At 31.3% G+C, this 19310-nt stretch carries 13 protein-coding genes; 8 read left to right on the top strand and 5 right to left on the bottom strand.

All coding sequences use genetic code 11. The features are described 5' to 3' along the window. Position 1: 1 nt before the first annotated feature. The 6 genes from QL232_RS18565 to QL232_RS18540 all read left to right on the top strand — a co-directional run bounded on the left by QL232_RS18565 (position 2) and on the right by QL232_RS18540 (position 12330). Positions 2-1294, top strand: coding sequence for an SPOR domain-containing protein (locus tag QL232_RS18565; protein ID WP_281615310.1), 1293 nt, complete (start codon positions 2-4; stop codon positions 1292-1294). A gap of 216 nt (positions 1295-1510) precedes the next feature. After that, positions 1511-2824, top strand: coding sequence for an amidohydrolase family protein (locus QL232_RS18560; RefSeq protein ID WP_281615309.1), 1314 nt, complete (start codon positions 1511-1513; stop codon positions 2822-2824). A 71-nt stretch (positions 2825-2895) separates the two neighbouring features. Continuing rightward, complete coding sequence (locus QL232_RS18555) at positions 2896-3405, top strand: DUF4625 domain-containing protein (protein WP_281615308.1); 510 nt, start codon at positions 2896-2898, stop codon at positions 3403-3405. A gap of 247 nt (positions 3406-3652) precedes the next feature. Next, positions 3653-5110: a T9SS type A sorting domain-containing protein gene (locus QL232_RS18550; RefSeq protein WP_281615307.1), complete on the top strand. Its 1458-nt coding sequence runs from the start codon at positions 3653-3655 to the stop codon at positions 5108-5110. A 226-nt stretch (positions 5111-5336) separates the two neighbouring features. After that, positions 5337-7304, top strand: coding sequence for a CHAT domain-containing protein (locus QL232_RS18545; protein WP_281615306.1), 1968 nt, complete (start codon positions 5337-5339; stop codon positions 7302-7304). Between the two features lie 184 nt (positions 7305-7488). Further along, positions 7489-12330, top strand: coding sequence for a T9SS type A sorting domain-containing protein (locus QL232_RS18540; RefSeq protein WP_281615305.1), 4842 nt, complete (start codon positions 7489-7491; stop codon positions 12328-12330). A gap of 65 nt (positions 12331-12395) precedes the next feature. Here QL232_RS18540 and QL232_RS18535 read toward each other — a convergent pair whose 3' ends face one another. Beyond that, complete coding sequence (locus QL232_RS18535; protein ID WP_281615304.1) at positions 12396-12995, bottom strand: MarC family protein; 600 nt, start codon at positions 12993-12995, stop codon at positions 12396-12398. Between the two features lie 184 nt (positions 12996-13179). Between QL232_RS18535 and QL232_RS18530 the strand changes: the two genes are divergently transcribed. Further along, the gene (locus QL232_RS18530; RefSeq protein WP_281615303.1) at positions 13180-13827 is read left to right on the top strand and encodes a hypothetical protein; all 648 of its coding nucleotides are present in this window, start codon (positions 13180-13182) and stop codon (positions 13825-13827) included. Positions 13828-13891: 64 nt separating this feature from the next. On the opposite strand, the gene mog is transcribed toward QL232_RS18530, so the two are convergent. The 3 genes from mog to QL232_RS18515 all read right to left on the bottom strand — a co-directional run bounded on the left by mog (position 13892) and on the right by QL232_RS18515 (position 18203). Further along, the gene (gene mog, locus QL232_RS18525; RefSeq protein WP_281615302.1) at positions 13892-14431 is read right to left on the bottom strand and encodes a molybdopterin adenylyltransferase; all 540 of its coding nucleotides are present in this window, start codon (positions 14429-14431) and stop codon (positions 13892-13894) included. Between the two features lie 99 nt (positions 14432-14530). Continuing rightward, positions 14531-15976 carry a hypothetical protein gene (locus QL232_RS18520; RefSeq protein ID WP_281615301.1) on the bottom strand — a complete coding sequence of 482 codons (1446 nt, stop codon included), beginning with the start codon at positions 15974-15976 and terminating at the stop codon, positions 14531-14533. Positions 15977-16172: 196 nt separating this feature from the next. Continuing rightward, complete coding sequence (locus QL232_RS18515) at positions 16173-18203, bottom strand: IPT/TIG domain-containing protein (RefSeq protein ID WP_281615300.1); 2031 nt, start codon at positions 18201-18203, stop codon at positions 16173-16175. A 225-nt stretch (positions 18204-18428) separates the two neighbouring features. On the opposite strand from QL232_RS18515, the gene QL232_RS18510 reads away from it, so the two are divergent. Further along, entirely contained in the window at positions 18429-18710 is a 282-nt protein-coding gene (locus QL232_RS18510) for a hypothetical protein (RefSeq protein WP_281615299.1), read from the top strand. Positions 18711-18767: 57 nt separating this feature from the next. Here the strand turns inward: QL232_RS18510 and QL232_RS18505 are convergent, their stop codons facing one another. Next, positions 18768-19136 (bottom strand): hypothetical protein, encoded by a 369-nt coding sequence (locus QL232_RS18505; protein WP_281615298.1) that lies wholly within the window; start codon positions 19134-19136, stop codon positions 18768-18770. Positions 19137-19310: the final 174 nt, after the last annotated feature.

The raw sequence follows: 19310 nt of genomic DNA, 5'->3' as shown, positions 1-19310 counted from the left end.
CATGAAAAAATTACTTCTATTACTCTCGTTTTTTACTTTACTATTTTCTTCAACGTTTGGTCAACATAGATCATTCTTATTTAATAATACTGAAGAAGAATACATTTATACACCTAGTAATGATATAGACAATGAATTGGCTTATTTAGGACATCAAACAGATGGATCTCAGAGCAGTTCAATACAATCAATCATTGCGGGTGTTAGGATGAAGGCTAAAGAGAATATTATGTTTGGTGTACAATTTCTACAGTCATCAGAAACTCTATTAGACAACAATACATTGGCTATTAACTTTACTCAGAGATTTAATCTTAATAAACTGAGTGATTTATCATTTAATATTGGTACAGGTTTATTCAATACAAATTATACGGCAGGAGACCTAGTGTATTTGAATCCTGATGATCCCGTTTTAAACGACAATATGGATTTGTATAGTTTTCATATCAATACGTCTGCAAGTTATGTTTTTAGAAATCGATTTACGATCAATATTGGTCTTCCATATTTATTGAAAAGAGGAAATTTTAATACAGATGAATTTGTATTTAATATGGGTTATAAAATCATGACAAAAGAGATTGATTATACTATACAAGGTAATGTAGACCGTTGGAGTAAAGAACTTATATATGGAGCTTCAGTTCGTGGAAAATGGAATGATATACTTGGGATTACTTTAGGAGGTGACAACTTTAGAGTTTATGGCGGTACGGAGATTAATGTAAAAAATTTAGGGATAGAATATGTTTATGCTCAGAACCATAGCAAGCAACTTAATTCACATCCAACACATCAGTTTGTTTTAAGCTACAGATTAAAAACGAAGAAAAAAGACAATTCTGTTAAGCTATCCATGAAAAAACAAGAGCAGAAACAGACATTGATATTAAGAAAACTGCAAGAACAAAATGAGCAATTGCAACATGCTACGGATATCATTAGTGAGCAAGAACAAGTTATCATGGATTTGACTCAGCGAATTGATGAAATCTCTAACCATGAAGATGTATATGAAACGAGATTTAGTATCTCTGCACAAGAAGATGTATCGACAGAAGACGGTATCTACTTCCTAATTATTGCTGCAGCAAATACAGAAAAAGAGTTAGATTCTATTAAGGCGGCCTTAAAGCCAATGGGTATAGATGGAAAGATCATCTTTAATAATGAAACTAATTATTATTATCTGTTCATCGATCAGTTTAAAGAAAGGGAAGATGCAGTGAAGAAGATGAAAGAATTAAGAGAAATAGGATTAGATAAAACATGGATTCATGTATATAATTAATCTTGTTGAGTTTCTCTTGTAAAGTCATAATGAATGGATATCCTTATCGGGTATCCATTTTTTTGTAAAAAAGCTATTTGTTTGAGATTGACCAAAATGTGTAAAATTGTAACTAAATAATGTAAATGATTGACTTGTAAAACGATGACCTTTGTAAGGTGATGTTTAGGGAAATGATATCACAAAAATGTATCACTGTTAATCATTATATTATTTATGAAATACATATTATTCATCGTTAGTTTAATTACAAGCTTTAATCTATTTGCTCAAGATATCTTAATTAAAAACATTGATGTTTTTGATGGTAAAAACGAAAAATTAAGAAAAGGAGTGGATGTATTAATCCATGAAAATAAAGTACAGAAAATAGCTAAAAATATTCAAACTGATTCTTGTGAAGTGATCAATGGAGAAGGAAAAACATTAATTCCAGGATTGATCGACGCTCACTGGCATACATCATATGCTTATACGCCTGCGGAAATTTTATTCCTTAATCAAGGAGATATGCCGGAAGTAGCCATACGAAGTATGAAAGGCGCAGAACAAACATTATTAAGAGGTTTTACTACCGTAAGAGATCCAGGGGGAAATCCTTTTGCTGTAAAGAAGTTAATCGACTCAGGAGAATATCCAGGACACCGTATTCTTCCCTCAGGGCCATTTATGAGTCAGACTACTGGACATGCCGACCATTATTGTGTATTGGATGAGCCTAGAAAATCACCGGGCGATATGAGCTATTGGGAGAGAAATATGATGGCCATTACTGCAGATGGTGTACCAGAAGTTAGAAAGGTTACAAGAGAAATTTTGAAATATGGTGCCACTCAAATTAAAATTTGTACAGGTGGTGGAGTATCATCGGAATATGATCCGTTAGAAGTGATGGAATATTCTATGGATGAAATCAAGGCTGTAGTTGAAGAAGCAGAAAACTATGGTACCTATGTGCAATCTCATGTAATGATTGATAAGGGTATTATTGCAGCAGTAAACGCTGGTGTAAAATCTATTGAACACGGTTTCTTTGCGTCGGATGCTACTCTTGAATTAATGAAGGAAAAAGGTGTTTGGCTAAGTCCTCAACCTTTCTTGGAGGGGGATAATAGTTTTGCAGATCCTAACAGTCAGAAAAAATGGTTAGATGTTGTGGCTGCGGTAGACAATGTATATCAAAAAGCCTCTAAGATAGGAGTGAAGGTGTCTTTTGGTACTGATATTCTTTTTGATGGCGAATCAGCCAAGAATCAAGGTGCATTACTGGCAAGGTTAGGCAATTGGTATTCACCATATGAAGCATTAAGAATTGCTACTTCGGGTAATGCGGAGTTATTAGAAATGGCGGGGTCAAGACATCCATATCAAGAAGGTCCTTTGGGAGTTGTACAAGAAGGTGCATATGCTGATATGATTATCGTTGATGGTAATCCATTAGAAAACTTAGATCTAGTTGCTGATCCTGAGAATAATTTCCTGATGATCATGAAAGATGGTGTGATCTACAAAAACACAATGGATTATTAATCTTATTTGATGATGCTTCAAATCAGTAAATAAATAATTATCAATCTATATACAATCAAAATTTTAGTCTCATGAAAAACAATCTTTGTTATATCATTTTACTGCCATTTATTATGCTTTTTTCATGCAATAATGATGAAGATATTAGTCCGAAACCACAAATATCAAATTTTAGCGTAAGCGACGGTCATCACCATCATGGAGCACATGGAGGTACTATTATTATTGCTGGTGAGGAGGCGATTATTGATGCTGATTTAGAAGGGAATAAATTATCTACTGTCAAATTGGATATACATTGGGGTGAAGGTCATGAACATAGCATCACTCATGATGAAGATTCAATACCATGGGCGACCAATATCATTTGGCAATTTGGCGTAAATGATGGCTTAACTCCAGAAGGTGTATATCCTAATAATCATCAACTACATGAACATATTGATATCCCTTCTATGGTAGAAGGTCTTCCAATTAAAGAAGGTAATTATCATTTCTTATTGCATCTCTGGGATCAAGATGGAAATGAAACTCAAAGTGTTCTTAATGTAGAGATTATTTCAAATCATGAACATGAATAACATCTAGTTTCGTTTATAAATTATAGACTCTTCTATTTTCTTCTCTTTGGAAGAAAGTAGGGGAGTTTTTTTGTGTTCATTCTCATGTAGAATATGAGTTAATCAGTTTTGTGTTATCATAAAAAAAGTAAGTTCTACAACAAATCGGTTTACTCATAACACATAATACCCGTTACCAAATAATAACCAAAATAACATTCTAAATTCAAGTTGCTATTTTTTATATACTTATACACTATAAGACGACATGAACTTAAATAAGAACTTCATTTTATTAGTTCTCATAACCTTATCAATAACTATTACTGCAGAATGTAAATCTTGGATTGGAGCTAATGGGAATTGGTCGGTTGCTGGGAATTGGGAGGATAATTCGGTACCTACTACAGATGATAATGTAGAAATTGATTGTGACTGTAGGGTAACCATTAACCAATATAATGTTTATTATAAGACGATAACGATTGCTAGTGGGTCAACATTAAGATTCAGATCTAAAACGAATCAAGAAATTACTGTAACTATGTCTGGTGGAAATATTTCAATAGATGGTAATCTATATATTGATACCGATGTAATTCTTTCTGATGACATAGATATTAAGGTAGAAGATGATGATGCCATTATTACAATTACAGAGAATGGATCCATATCTGGAGATGGGATTGAAATTAAAGCGGAAGGAAGTAATTCAGGGGTTGATGAAGGCCCTTATATTTATAATTCGGGAGAAATTACTTTTGACAAGTTAGATTTAGGGAAAGATGGAAATGGAGAATTATATAACTACGCAACAGGAATAATTAATGTAAGTGTTGAATTACATTTAGATGGAGATTTATGTAATATCGGATTGATTAACGTTATTCAGGTTGATGGAACTGCAAAGTTGAAGCTTCATGGAGCTAAAATTGAATGTGGAGGACAAATTAATGTCAATATACTAGAATTAGATGATAAGGGAGATAGGTCAGCTGATCTTGTAGATCAAGTGATCAGTGACGGCGAAAATTGTTCTGGTGGGGGCGATAGTGATACACCTATTTATAAGGTAGATGGTTCAAACTATAATTTTACCGATTTACTTACTGAAGATGATGATAATGATAATATTTCAGTAGATCGAGATAATGTTTATTCTTGTACGAAAAACGCAAGAAATGAGGATCTACCGGTAGAGTTAGTTTATTTTGAAGCCATTACTAATAATGATGCAGTCGAACTAATTTGGGAAACGGCATCAGAGGAAAATAATTCCCATTTTCTAATTGAAAAATCGACGGATAAGAGAAATTGGTTGGTAGTAGATCAAATTAAAGGAATGGGCAATTCTAACATTTCTATTTCTTATCAACTAATTGATAAGGCTCCTTACAAAGGTATTTCATATTATAGACTCACTCAAGTAGACTTTGATGGAAGCTATGAAATATTTTCACCTGTAATGATTTCTGTTGGTGAAATTGAAATAGTGGAGATACATGCATTTCCAATTCCCTCAGCAAATGCTATAACTATTACATCAATACAGAAAATATTTTATGATAAAATTATGGTATTTAATATCAATGGGCAATCTGTACTTGAAGCCGTAGATATCCAGAGATATGGCGAAAATCAGCTGACCATTAGTCTTGAGAAACTAGATAATGGAGTTTACTTCTTTAAGAACTATAATGAAGTGGTGAGATTTGTAAAAGAGTAAAAGCCATAGAATAGAGGTTATGAAGAGCATAACCTTTATTTCAAATTATTCTATTAAACATAATGTATATTATGTTGATATAGTTGTGATGTTCATTCAATATTGAATAATAATGCCTTAAGGGCAATTTTTGATATTACCATTTATATTATTAATCTTTACAATCATATTAAAACGGCACTTTCTAATTCTATCCTTGATAGATGATTTTTTCAAATGCATTCTTATGAAGACATTAATATTACTTTTTGCTATTCTTTCTTTATCACTTCGTCTTTACTCTCAATCAATCATCAAAGAAGAAGAATTTATCAACAAGGGTACACATAAATTTATCGATGAAGATTTAGGTAAAATCACTTACGATTATTCAATCAAATACATTGTAGGGATTCAAGAAAACAGTGGTCGTTTGTGTAAGGATAATAATTTTACTGTATTTATTGAATTTAAGGATTTAGACATTAATCAGATTCGTGTAAATAAGCAAACCTTAAATATGGTGGAGTATCAGTCTATATATGAAAGAAGAATTGACCTCAAACCCTCTTTTTTAATTGGTAATGATAAAGACGAAATACAAATCAATTTTCTTGATTTACAATCAGGAATGAACTACAGAGGTAAAAGATATTATTGCATTAATGAAAAAGTAAATTTATTCTTGGGTACTTTAGTCCAAACTTCAGAGGCTTCTGACATCAAGATTAATGTCAACTTTTTTGGAGTAACAGATTTGCCTGAAACAAGTATTTCATCATATATACTTGATAAGAAAGATGAAGAGAATATTTCTGTAGACTTTACAACAACAGAATATGAGTTTGTAAAAAACTTGGTAGAGATTAATAGTCATAATTATCGATTAGGTCATGCAGTCCGTGGAGTAAATACAAGACGAAGTTTAGTAATGAAGACGATGTCAGAAAAGACACAAGATATTATGCAAAAAAGTCTTGAAGCATTTTATGCAAATGATCATCGTATAGGAATATTAATGTACAATTACTCCAATGGCTATTTGTATTCGACATTTTTCAGACCAAAAAGTAAAGTATTAATACAGAAAAATAAGATAAAAAAGAAAGAGCTTGAGAGACTAGTCAATGACACCAACCAACTTTTGAGAAATGGAAACTTAATAGATGAAAGTAGATCATTAAAAGTAAAAAACAATAATAAAGCTACAAACCAAGAGTTATTGGCATCCTATGATAGGCTTAAGAAAATTCTATATTTCAATGAAAGTTTAATTTCGAGCTTTGATCATCTAGTGATAATTCCAACCCATAACATTGGGACTATTCCTTTTAGTGCGATACGTTTCTCAGATCAATCCTATTTTATTGATCACCTCTCCTACTCTATCGTTCCCAGTGTTGTGGATTACATCAATAACATCATGGATAATTTCTTTACACTAACTGGAACTGACCCTTCTGAAATAGAATTATTTTTTCAGGTATTAGATAAAGGGAACCAATACTCAGCAGTTATTGAGTTGGATGAGCAAGATAGCTACATCTTTCAATTAGGAAGTGCGGTGAATTTTGACATTGAAAATAAGTCAAGTATTGCCTGTTTTTATAACCCTAATTTTAGTTATTCCTCTGAGTTTACACAGTTACCTGGAACAAAATTAGAGGTAGATTTAATCTCAGAAAGAATACATGATTACTTTGATGTAAAAAAATATTCAGGTGACAAGGCAGTATATGATAATGTGATAGAGAATATTTATATGAATGACATTCTGTATTTTGGAACACACGGTGTCACCGATCCCAAAAACCCTTATGAAGGTAGTTACCTTGCCCTATCTAAACAGAGTAATGGTGTTGATAAAATTACTGGTCGCGATATTCTAAACCTATCTAATAATCACAAATTTGATGCATGGTTAACAGTAATGAGTGCATGTAATACAGGTCTAGGAGCATCATATGATTGGGGAATTATTGGTTTATCGAGAGCATTTTCAAAAGCTGGTGTCAATCATATCATGATGTCATTATGGAGCATTGATGATAAGTATACAGCAAAGTTTATGGAACTCTATTTTGAATGTTTGGTAGAAGGAAGTCCACTTTTCCCATATTCTCCTTATCAAAAAGCAATTAAACGATTTAGGAAAGAAGTGAGTGATAACCCTTATTATTGGGCATCATTTTCTATTATGGGGGTTCCTTTTTAGATTAAATTTAAAAGAAATAAACTAAAAAAGAGCTGTTTTAGATTGTTATAAAGATAGCATACATTTTTGTAATACTTTTATATAAATTATTGTTAATGAGTGATGTTTCTTGGAAATATATTAACACTTAGTTAAATTTGTCATGTAAACTATTCAATTATTTATCAATTTTTTACTTTTTATTATGAAAGCAAACTACTGTCGTAATGTATTTTTTATGCTTACATTACTTTTTCTATCATCCTATAACTATGTCTTTTCTCAAACGTATTCTTCCGTTACTGCAGTAGGAAATGCGTTACCAGAAGGTGTGACAAGTTACCCTTTAACTCTTCAAGGTAACTATACTAATTATTCTCAAAACTATGAAGGGTTTTTACTTTTAGAAAGAGGTAAATCGTTCCAAATAAAAGCAGATGATACTTTTTTTGGTGCAAGCAGAGATACAGACCTTGTAGAAGGCCTTAATTTTACTACTTCTGGTGAAGAAGGAATTGGTTTTTATTATATAAAAGTCTCTCTAGGTGATTATAAAAAATTCACTTTATCAGAAATCAAATCATTAGGAGTACAAATAGATCAAAATAGTACAGGTAATTTTTCTAATGAAATTCCATTGTCCATTGAAATCGATGAGGCTAATTTATCGGTAAAGTGTTCTGTAGGAAGTAAAATTTTCTTAGGAGAAAGATTTAAGGTCTCGATAAACCATGATCCTCAATACTATCTTACTCAAGAATTAACTTCATATCATGTACATTGGGATGGTATATCTGGATTAAACTCATCTGATGTACCAAGTGAGTTTAATTTAAATTTTTATCCAAAATTCGGAGAAAAAGATTTACAGATTAATACAGAAAAGTTTCATCCCCTTACTTCAGTTGAAGCGGCAGATGATGACTATATGATTTTTGATACTCAATTAGATAATAATGAGAATGTTTATTCTGTAGGAAGTTGTAATTCTTGTGATGCCGATAAAAGGTCAGTTATCATAAAAGATGATGGTACTCAATTGCAAAAAAAATATTTTAGTATTGAACTTGAGGGTAAAAAAGGACATCAACTTGCTGTAAGTAAAGATGGAGAACATATTGCTATACTTGCTAGAAGACGCAACGGTGAGGGTTTTAATTATGCTGGTCAAAGTTATGAGATTGATGGGGATGCCCAATTAGTATTAATACTCTTAGATGAAAACTTAGACATTAAAACCACAAAAGACTTGCATATCTCTCAAGTAGCTGATGATTTGATCTCTGATGGCTATGGAGTTACTGTAGATAACAGTGGAAATTTCTTGACTCAACATTTTGTAAATTCTAATGAACTAACAATTAATGAGAGTCAGCAAACAATTTCTCATACTAGTGCTGTAGTTATCTCTAAGTTTAGTAATAATGGTGCATCTCTTTGGAATACAAGGTTAGATTTAGATAATCAAACCGTTTTCAATACATCACTTATTGCTGTAAATGAATATAATGAAATTGCTTTAGCAATAGATGCTAGATTAGATAACTTCTATAAAGATGGTTCATACTTTTTAGACTTACCAAGTCAAGTAACGGGACAGAAATTATTTATATTCAAGTTTGATAATGCTAATGGTAGTATCTCTGATTCTAAAAATATTACCAATTCACCAGACTACGAAATAAGCGATTATTCAGAATTGTTTGCCCTAGAAGGCGCCTACAATGATTTTTTTCTTGCTGGTAGAAAAGCGTACTTAGATAGATTATTTAGTAGAAGTGATAATACTGAAGATAGTCATGAAGAATCATTTTTTGTTCTAAACTTGTCTTCAAGTTGGAGTAATTACCAATCTTATTGGTCAGTTTTATTGACTCCCTTTAAAAATCAAATCGGGATTGCTCAAAACGAACAGATAAAATTATTTGTAGACAAAAATCATGATTGTTATTTGGCTTTTCTTCACAAAAGACCTTTTGAGGTTTATAATGATAGGGAACATTTGATGAGCTATGACAATAGTAAAGGATTGAGTTTTTTGAAAATTGAAGACCTTAATGGACATGTGAAAGTAAAAGTAGTTGAATCAGGAAGTATTAAACTTATATCTGACTCATTTGATTTTAACCTTCATAGTATCTTTGAGAAGAACGGTATAGTAAATATTATTGGTAGTTCTAATCAACAATCTTCTTATATAAATAACGATGAGGTTATTTCTTTTGGTAGTGATATTAGTAAAAACTTTAAGTTAACTTTTGACAGTACACCTTACATTTCAGACACTCCTTTAGATAATTATTGGTCTTCTAAATCTTTCGTGTTTGGTGGTACTGATGTTGATGAAACACCAATTCATTCAATAGATGGTAGTCTTTTTGAAGGACTTATTTTTATTGAGAATAACGAACCATTTAATATCATAACATCTAATGGAGATAAATGGTCGGTGGATGAAGAAAATAATATTATTGTTTCGGAAGACCCGATCTATTTGGAGGGAAAAAATGATCAAAATATATATATCGCTCAATTAGATTATCAGAAACAAAAGATGGTGTTTACTGAGGTCGAAACTGTAGGTTATACTTATTATAAAGACGAGGAAATTGATCTTGAAAGTGTAGTGTCTAACAAAGATTATGAGTTTTTAGAAGAAACAAATTCTTTTAAATTTAGTTTTGAGGACGTTACTTTAAAAGATAGCCTGATTTATATTATTAATTCAAACCCAGAGTTAACATATGGAGAAGCCACTTACTCTGATGATACTGCAATACCAACACATAATGGAAATGTAGCAGACATCCATGTTTATTTTGACTGTAATCATTCTCGCTTTGGTCATGAAATTCTTCATGAAACTTCAAATAAAATTCTAGATGTATTGATAAGTGATTCTTTTGATTACAAAGCGATTGAAAAGGATAAAGAGAATAACATTTATAGAACAGGTCTATATATTAATAATGAAGATACTGAAGGATCTGTTATTGAGAAGTTAGATGCAGAGGGTGAACTGATTAAGCGTAAATATTTTACATTGGAAACACAGAATGATTTTGGAAATACATTCAAAGTGGATCCATATTCAGGAAATATGATTCTAGCTCTTAATAACTCAGAAGGTAAAACATCTTTTATCTATGATGGCAAGGCATATAACGTGAGTTCAGAAGACCGAACAATATTTTTATATCTTAATAATGAGTTGGAAGTACAAAATGTTGCTGGAGGAAGTGCTTATCAAAGTTCAGAATATTCGGTTACAATTGATAATAATGGAGTGGCATATTATTGTGAACGTATAAGGATAGATCAAAATTCAGATTTTAATATTTATAAGTTGACAAATGATACTTATGAGCTATTTTCAACAATTCATGTTGATGAAATTTCAGGGTATTATTTCAATATAATTACAGTAGATCAATCTAACCATTTATATCTCACTGGTGAATTTCGTTTTGATAAAATATCTCTAAATGAAGAAGAAATATTAAAGGATGTAGCTTCAAACTTCCCAATCATTTGTATTAATACAGAAACAAAAAATTTAGAATTTGCTAACACAATACTTAGCCAACCGTTAATGAGTGGTGGTTATACAGGATGGCCTACTGGTTTCCAGGCAGGAAAAAATTCTGTACATGTGACAGGTTGGGTAAAAAAAGATGACAACGTGATTGGGGATCTTTTTGATCCATATGGAGAAGGGAATGCAGAGGATTATTACTCCAACTTTATTCTAGAAGTCGATAGCAAAGGGAATCCAATTTGGGGACAAATATTAAGAAATAATATTACTTCAGGAGGAAACTATGGTTACACTAGGTTAGAAGTGGATGAAAATAATAATGCTTATTATCTATTAGATATACGAGATGGATTACATCTTAATGAAGAAGAAGTAATATTAATGAATGAAAAAAGATGGAGATTTTTTTCAGTTCTAAAATACAATAATGGGGAATTAAAAAACAGATTAATTCTTAAATCGATAAATTGGTATGAAGATTTAGTACATATTGATAACAAAATATTCTTAACGGGTATGGTTTCAACTCGTGGAGAGTATTTTAGATATCAAGACTTTACGCATCAAGGAATTAACGATACTTATTATGGCGTTTCAGTGATTGCTTCAGACCTTAGCATTGATGATTATGAAAATACTGGAAATATTACTTGGGAAATAGACATGAATAATGCTATCGAGAATAACAGTTTTACTTCGGGTGATGAATTGGTTTTAGAGATCTCTGGAGAAAATGGCTATTCATCAAATAGTATTGAAGAACATTTTAATAATGTCTATACCTTCACAAAGAATATCCCTTATGGAGATATTGACTATACACTTTATATCAATAATGAAAAGGAGGAGATTTCTTATCAAAGAACTTACACAGTTGAATCAGATAAAGATACTATTCATGTTATTTTCCAAACAGAAGATGTAGTATCTACTGTATTTGAGAATGTGAAAATTGACGTCACTACAGAAGGGGTTTTCAAAACAACTTTAGAGAACCAATATTTTACAACTTTGGGTGATGAGTTAGAATATACACTTGTATTAGAATCAAATGAGACAGCCCCTACTTGGTTTGCGTTTGATATTTCTTCGAAAGAATTAAGTGTTGATCTTAATGATATAGATGGTGGTCTAACTAGTTTAGAGAAAAAACAATTATTGGATGATTATAGAATTGATTTAATCCTCGCTGATAACAAAAATCAAAGTGTGATAATTGAATTAACTTTAAATTACAACAATCCTAATGATGATATAACAGCACTACAAGGTGAGTTAGAAAAACATTTTAATGTGTATCCAACATTGACTAAAGATATTCTTAATATCAATAGTATCACAAGTCAACCATATACTTACAATGTTACAAACCTAAAAGGGCAATTGATTGAAAATGGTATTGGGTCTTCTACAACAAAGATTAAAACATCTGAATACCAAAGCGGATTATATATCTTAACGTTAAAAACAGATGAAGGTATTTATGTAGCTAAGTTTATTAAAAATTAAGGATAGAATTTCACTATAAAATAAAGGCAGTCTTGAGTATTTCGAGACTGCCTTTTTTAATAACACTATATCGAAACCCCCATCCAAAATCCAGAAACTCCAGATAATATAAATTGAATACCCATAGATAAGATAATAAGCCCCATAAATCTAGTGGCTAATTGCCCTCCTTTTGATGGTTTTTTATTTAATGAGTTACCTTTCGATCTAAAGGCAATAATCACCCACATTAAGGTTAATACTATTAGGATAGAAATCAGAGCTACTTTTGGGAAGTTACTTTCTGTTTCAGCTATGGATAAAGTTATTACGCCAGTAATAGTACCGGGGCTTGCTGCAAATAATATTAGTGGCATTAAACTCTTTTCTTTTTCTTCTGGTTGCTGATTCGATTTTTGATTTAACATATTAAACCCTATCCAGAATAGAACTATACCTCCTGCTGCTTGGAATGCATCTAAACTTATCCCTAATGTATTTAATAGTTTGGATCCTAAAAATGCTGAAATAGCTAAAATGGCTCCTATGCTTAAGACAGTTTCTGTTAGATCTTTGAGTTTATGTTGGTAGGATCTCCCCTTTTCAATTCCATTAAATATCTGCGAACAAATAAGAGGATTAACTAATGACATAATTGTAAGTATTCCTTGAAAGTAGATTTCCATAATGATATTTTTTTGATGAATATTATTTAGGTGTATACCTATTCACAAAGGTCATTTTTCTTGTGATCTACTTGTTACATAAAAAGGGAAACTACTTATACAAAAAAGGCAAAACTATATGCATTCTATGATTTAGATAAGATGAAATCCTTAGCTTTATATTTCAATTTGTAAAATATAGAATATGAGAATCAAAAAAGTTAGAGGTCACAGAAGAAGGTGGAAAAAGATTGATAATTGGATAGAATATAATAAGAATTTAAATCTTGATGTTCTAAAACGTTATGAAAGAGAATATGCGAAAGTATATATCCAACCTTGGTGTAACCTCTCTTTACGAAAAAGTGTGATTGCCCCTCCAAAGGGAAAGACAAAGATGAAAATACTTCAAGGGCTACTTGATATATTTAATTCTTGGAAAGATCAACTCAAGCAACTTGATGAAGAGTATTATTTGAAAATATGGCTATATGAAAGGGATATTTCTAAATCTCAGGTTGTTTGTGCAATAGGCAGTAATATCAGCTATTATGAAGAACTCTTCTATCAACCCAATAAAGAGAAGGTATTCCATTCTAAAAATTATGGAAATCTATATGATGAATTAGATAAACTCCAATGGACTAATGCTTGGGAAGAAGATCATTACGATGAACAGTTTATAGATGAACCGGAAAATTATGTGAGTAGAAAAGCTTATGAAGAAGAGAAATTATGGTTTGAAAAACTGTTAAAGAAACCCCATAGATTAAGCTATTTAGATTACTCAAGAGATAGAAAAATAGAACAATATTCCTTTAAAAAAGGAGAAATATGGATTGGTGAAGAATAATATCATTTACTTTTTCTCAGAGGCTATAAGTAGAACTTCTGAGAAAAAGTAAGATTTCCATTATTTATTTCTGTTTGGGTCTGAAGACTTTCATTTCCACCTCATTTGTTTCAATATAAGCACCTTCTATTAGGTCAATACAATATGGTATTGCAGGGAATACCACTTCTAGGCATTCTTTAATAGACTTTGGTTTTCCTGGTAAATTAACGATCAGTGTATTTTTACGAGTTCCAGCAGTTTGACGAGAAAGGATGGCCGTTGGGACATATTTTAAACTCATTTGTCTCATTAATTCTCCAAAGCCGGGTAATATTTTTTCGCAGACCGCTTCTGTTGCTTCAGGGGTAACGTCTCTCACAGCAGGGCCTGTTCCCCCAGTGGTTACAATTAAGCTACAGCCTTTATTGTCAGACATATCAATCATTTCTTTCTCCAATAAGTCTTGCTCATCTGGAACAACTGCATAAACCTCTTCCCATGGGGTAGTTAGCCATAGATTCATTAATCTTCTTACTTCTTTTCCTGGTAAATCTTCGTATTCTCCTCTACTAGCTCTATCAGATACATTGATAATGCCTATTTTTAATGTCTTCTTGTTCATTAATTTGGTGTGTTTGTTAAAAAGTAAGTGAAGTTAGTGAAAACTAGATATTTTATAAATTTCAACTTCAACATATCTAAATTCTTATTAAAGTATTAATTACTTCATCGATACTTTTTCCAATTTATAGTATTCTTCAGGTACTATAATCTTTTTAAGCTTTGAAGGGTCGCCATCATATTTGAAAGTATACTCAAAATAATCAGTGGCATTAATTTTAATAAAATAGCCTTCATCTTTTATAAATGATATAGTATACTCCTCATCAATATCGATATAACTTGAATTATATATATTTTCATCGGTACTGTAAAATCCTATTGAACAACGTAGAGGTTCTCCTTCATGATTAACAACATTTCCTTTATAGGTTATTATTAATTCTTGATCGTAATATTTATCGATATTGGTCCATTGAATATTATTTCCAAAGTCGATCTTATAACCTGATGTAATATTCTTTTTCTCTCTGAATGTATTATAGATTTTATATTTCTGATTACTTCTTCTGTATTCATTGATCTTGGCAATACGTTGATTATTGGCCTTAAGTGATGCCTTATATTGTTTATGATGTTTTTTTGCTTCTTTTTGAATTATGCTCAGAAGTTCTTTAGTCCTAAATTCCTCCTGTATAATAGGTTGATTTCCTTTAGAGATCTTTCTAGCGATAAATCCATTTTGTACGGCAACAATAGTATATGCTTCAATATCTCTGATAATATCTCCTTCTAAAGAAAACCTGGTTTCTTTTGTTGATGGATAGATATATCTTAAATAGATATTTTCGTTATCTTCATGGTAATAGTAACGCTTAATAATACTGAGTTCAGAGTTTGTAACTGGAAGTATATTGATATCAAATAAAGCCTTCTTTAGTTTCTTTTTCGTATAGAAAACTTTATGTATGTAATGGTTTTTCTCTGAATCAAATTGGTAAAGCTGTTCTGTATCTTGAATATAGTTGTGAAGATTTTCATAAGGATTTAAGTTCTTTTCTTTAAACTTTGGTTTCCTAATAATAAACTCTGAATGAGCATTTTTTGATGTATTTTCATTCATTTCACTCCACACTAAATTATTTGTTGAATCTAGAATACCCTCAAATATTTTCATTGATGGATTAGGCTCTCCTTTGATATAAAGATGACTATTACTATTGGGTTTTATCTTCAACTGCTTACCATCTTCAGATGAAATATTGACGTAAAAACTACCAGCTGTACTTAGTAGTTGATGATCTTTTGTGATGGTTCTTAAGTCAGAATTCGCACAATCATTGGCCCCAATAAATTCTTTTATTTCAAGTGTAATGAAGTCTCCATTGATATTCCCTTCTATATCATGACCATCAAAATAGAGTACATTACCTTTTGGAGTCTCTTTTACAAGAATAGAATCTTTATGTACAATGAATGTATCTGTTGCGATCTTCTGCCAATTATAGGTGAAGGGTATTCTTTGGTGAATTTTTTTAGGATGTTCTTTGCATCCACTAGCGATTAAAAGAATAAGGAGTAAAGAAAGCTTGGTGTAAGTAGACATAATAACTTTTTTATTTCTACTATTAAAAAATCATTCCAAGTTATATAACCCAACTATGGTTTTTCGATTAAGTGGATCTTCGAGTATTTCTTAATAGGTAATGTTTATAGCTTTCCTTATAAATTATTGAAATACTCCATCCACTAATAGTAATAAAAAAGGAGATAGCTTTTTTACTATCTCCATTCCAAGTAATTTATTGTTTTTGATATAGTTCGTTGCTAAAATTATCACCTCCATGAATTCCATAGCCACCACCACTGTAAGCAACACCATTAACTACGAAAGAAAACCCTCTATACCTTCCTGTATTTCCGATATTTTCTTGTTTAAACCAACGGTTGCTAGAGGGATCATATTGGTAACAATGACTGTCTTCGGTTCCTCCAATTCGAGTACCGTTTGCAACATACCCTTTACCATCTAATACAAAAGAATTCGTATAAGATCTAGCATTTGGGAAATCAGCAACTTTTGTCCATTGATCCGTACCAGGAGTATATTTCCATGAGTCGTACATGCCTGTATGCCTAGCTCCACAAGTAATATAGCCTTCACCTTGAAGTACGAAAGTAGATGTTTCGGTTCTACCAGTATAAATATCACCTAGAAAATCACTGATTTTACTCCACTGGTTTGTATTCACATCATATTTATAAAAATCTGTATATGCTATGCTTGTATATGGTTCTGTATCAGCTCCAATTCCCAAATACACTTCATTATCTATTGTAAACATTGATGCCTTATCTCTTCTTGGTCCAATGAAATCTGTTAGCTGTTTCCATTGATTAGTTACTGGGTCTAACTCCCAGAAATTATTTTCACCAGTGGCAGTATATACATATCCTTTTGTGGTTGAAGAAGTGCTTCTTCCACTGAATTTCATTTCAAATGGGAGAGTATGTTTTGTCCACTCTAAACTTTCAGGATGAAATTCCCATAAAGCTAGTTCATTGTCGCTATAATGGGCAGGATCAGAAAGCACATAAGCTTTATTATTCATTTCCATAGTACCAGGATCGCCATAAAAACTAAAAGGCAATGTGTTTGTGACCATCACCCAAGTATCTCGGATACAAACTTCTTTTTCTGTATCAGTTACTGTGTCGAAAATACCTACTGCAATTTTGGCTTTAGCATTAGGGTAAGGACCATCTGGGAAATAAACAGTGAGTTGATTTTCATTTCCATCAATAATTTTTGCTTCTACCCCATTGATATGTACTAAATTCTTAGAGTAGTCTGGATGAAAATACTTTCCTTTGATTTGAATGTAACTGTTTGAATAAGTACATGATGGAACAGATGAGACTTCTGGAGATTTTATTTGTAAAGGGTCATTATAGATTAGCTTCTGAAGTTGTGTATGCAATTCAATTTCAAGGATACTTGACGTTAAATCTTCGGGAACAATAAATGTAATTTCAGTACGACTTGATGACGAGATTTCAACTTTCTTATTGCTTATATATAAATGATTCCTTTCCGTATTATGATCAAAGTGTTTACCAAATATCGTTACTTTATCACCAAAGGTAACTTCCTTAGCAGAAATACTTTCTATTACTGGGTCATACAAGTGGAAAGTGGTACTGTCTTCTTGATCATAAGATCTTACATAAACAGTGACCGAAGTAGAATCAATATTATTTGGAAGAATACAGGTAATTAATGAATCATTCTGTTCTAGTATTCTTGCTCTATTTGTACCAAAATAGGTTTTGCTATCGTTCGAATTATTTCCAAAATATTCACCACTAATACTAATTGTATCACCTAAATATCCGATTTCTGGGATTATCCCATTAATTATTGGTGCTCGATTCTTTAAAGGAGTAAATGGTAATGTTTTACCATAAATAATACTGTCATGAATGGTATGAATGTAGGATTTGAAATAATGAATTCTATCAGGTAATAATCCAGAATATATTTCTTCTTTAAACTCACTTGAAGAAGTTGGAAGTCCTAGTTTTGTTTCACTATAAAAAGTGAAGTTGCTATCTAAGGAATAATAAAATCCATGTTCTGAAATTAGGTCACTATTATCTAAGGTACCATACAATTCTACACCGCCTTCTTCTAAAACAATAGCTGTATCAGTGGTTACCGTAGGAACTTCTACAGATATTTTGTCTTCATCTTCAACGGGATTTTTTTCTTTCTCACAGCTTAACAAAAAGCCCAAAAATATTAAATTTAAATACAATAAGTATGCTTTCATTGGAGTTGAATAGTTTAGCTCAATTATTATAATAGTTTGCTTTCCAAAGGTAAAAAATTATTGGTGAAACTGAATTTTTCCTTCCATCAATTTAAGTAACAATAACTATATCAGGTTACTTAATATTTGTTGTCATGATATAAGTAACAAGATAAAAAGAAACATCGTTACTATAATTGTTAATCATCTATTATTACAATTTTATTTTCCTTAAATACGAATTCCATGCATCAACTTTTACCCACAGGACAATACATTAGAAATGAAGAAAAACGAATATTCTTTGAAAGAAATAAACTAGGAATAAAATCTTTAGAGATAGTTTGGAAGGAGACCAATTTGGGTATTCAAGTATTTACTAAGAATGAAAGATTAAGTTTTAAATTGATTTTCTTTCTAAAAGCTTTAGGGTTTACTTATCTGGAAGAAAAAAGTAGCTTTGAGTATTCACAGGTAATCGATCAATTAAATACATGGATTAACCAAAACTTACAAGAAGTAGCTTAAAATATTGATCATAAAAAAATAGCTTCAATGATTTAATATATCATTGAAGCTATTTTTTTATTCAGCTTTAGCTTTGAAAAACTCTTTCACCTTAGGATGAAAAGTAAGTCCAAAGGAATAAGTTGCCATAATAAATCCAATTATTGCCTTTGCTGGTATAGATGCAATAAAGTCGAAAAGGATAATTGCTCTAAATAGTTTTAGCTTACCATTTAATGCTGAGGCAATCATACCGACAAGATTCACTATATATATACCTGTAGTGTAAAGGATATAATCAGGGTTAGCATTTGGAATCTCCAATTTTCCACTACTAACTGCATAATATAACCCAAATGCAATAAATACTTTTAGTAAAAACGAAACCATAATTACGCGTAATGCGATAGGTTTTTGAGGTGCTGTTTGAAGAGTAACTGTATCCATAATAAATTAAGTGTTTGTGTTTTTGTATGTTACAAATGTCACTCTTCTCACATTATTTACTTTGGAATATTAGTTCAATGATTGTGATTTTTCGTTCACCAAAAGTGAGAGATAACTTAGAAACGTTTTTATAGTTGATCCCCATGTATAACCATTAGTTATACTAGTATCAAT

The sequence above is a fragment of the Flammeovirga sp. SubArs3 genome (assembly GCF_947387565.1).
GTDB lineage: Bacteria > Bacteroidota > Bacteroidia > Cytophagales > Flammeovirgaceae > Flammeovirga > Flammeovirga agarivorans.
Note: the sequence above shows the minus strand (reverse complement) of the source record. Positions and strands in the feature narration are given on the sequence as shown.

Excerpts from the sequence above, each read along its gene's own strand:
- QL232_RS18565 (WP_281615310.1), top strand. The coding sequence starts at position 2 with ATGAAAAAATTACTTCTATTACTCTCGTTTTTTACTTTACTATTTTCT.
- QL232_RS18560 (WP_281615309.1), top strand. The coding sequence starts at position 1,511 with ATGAAATACATATTATTCATCGTTAGTTTAATTACAAGCTTTAATCTA.
- QL232_RS18555 (WP_281615308.1), top strand. The coding sequence starts at position 2,896 with ATGAAAAACAATCTTTGTTATATCATTTTACTGCCATTTATTATGCTT.
- QL232_RS18550 (WP_281615307.1), top strand. The coding sequence starts at position 3,653 with ATGAACTTAAATAAGAACTTCATTTTATTAGTTCTCATAACCTTATCA.
- QL232_RS18545 (WP_281615306.1), top strand. The coding sequence starts at position 5,337 with ATGAAGACATTAATATTACTTTTTGCTATTCTTTCTTTATCACTTCGT.
- QL232_RS18540 (WP_281615305.1), top strand. The coding sequence starts at position 7,489 with ATGAAAGCAAACTACTGTCGTAATGTATTTTTTATGCTTACATTACTT.
- QL232_RS18535 (WP_281615304.1), bottom strand. The coding sequence starts at position 12,995 with ATGGAAATCTACTTTCAAGGAATACTTACAATTATGTCATTAGTTAAT.
- QL232_RS18530 (WP_281615303.1), top strand. The coding sequence starts at position 13,180 with ATGAGAATCAAAAAAGTTAGAGGTCACAGAAGAAGGTGGAAAAAGATT.
- mog (WP_281615302.1), bottom strand. The coding sequence starts at position 14,431 with ATGAACAAGAAGACATTAAAAATAGGCATTATCAATGTATCTGATAGA.
- QL232_RS18520 (WP_281615301.1), bottom strand. The coding sequence starts at position 15,976 with ATGTCTACTTACACCAAGCTTTCTTTACTCCTTATTCTTTTAATCGCT.
- QL232_RS18515 (WP_281615300.1), bottom strand. The coding sequence starts at position 18,203 with ATGAAAGCATACTTATTGTATTTAAATTTAATATTTTTGGGCTTTTTG.
- QL232_RS18510 (WP_281615299.1), top strand. The coding sequence starts at position 18,429 with ATGCATCAACTTTTACCCACAGGACAATACATTAGAAATGAAGAAAAA.
- QL232_RS18505 (WP_281615298.1), bottom strand. The coding sequence starts at position 19,136 with ATGGATACAGTTACTCTTCAAACAGCACCTCAAAAACCTATCGCATTA.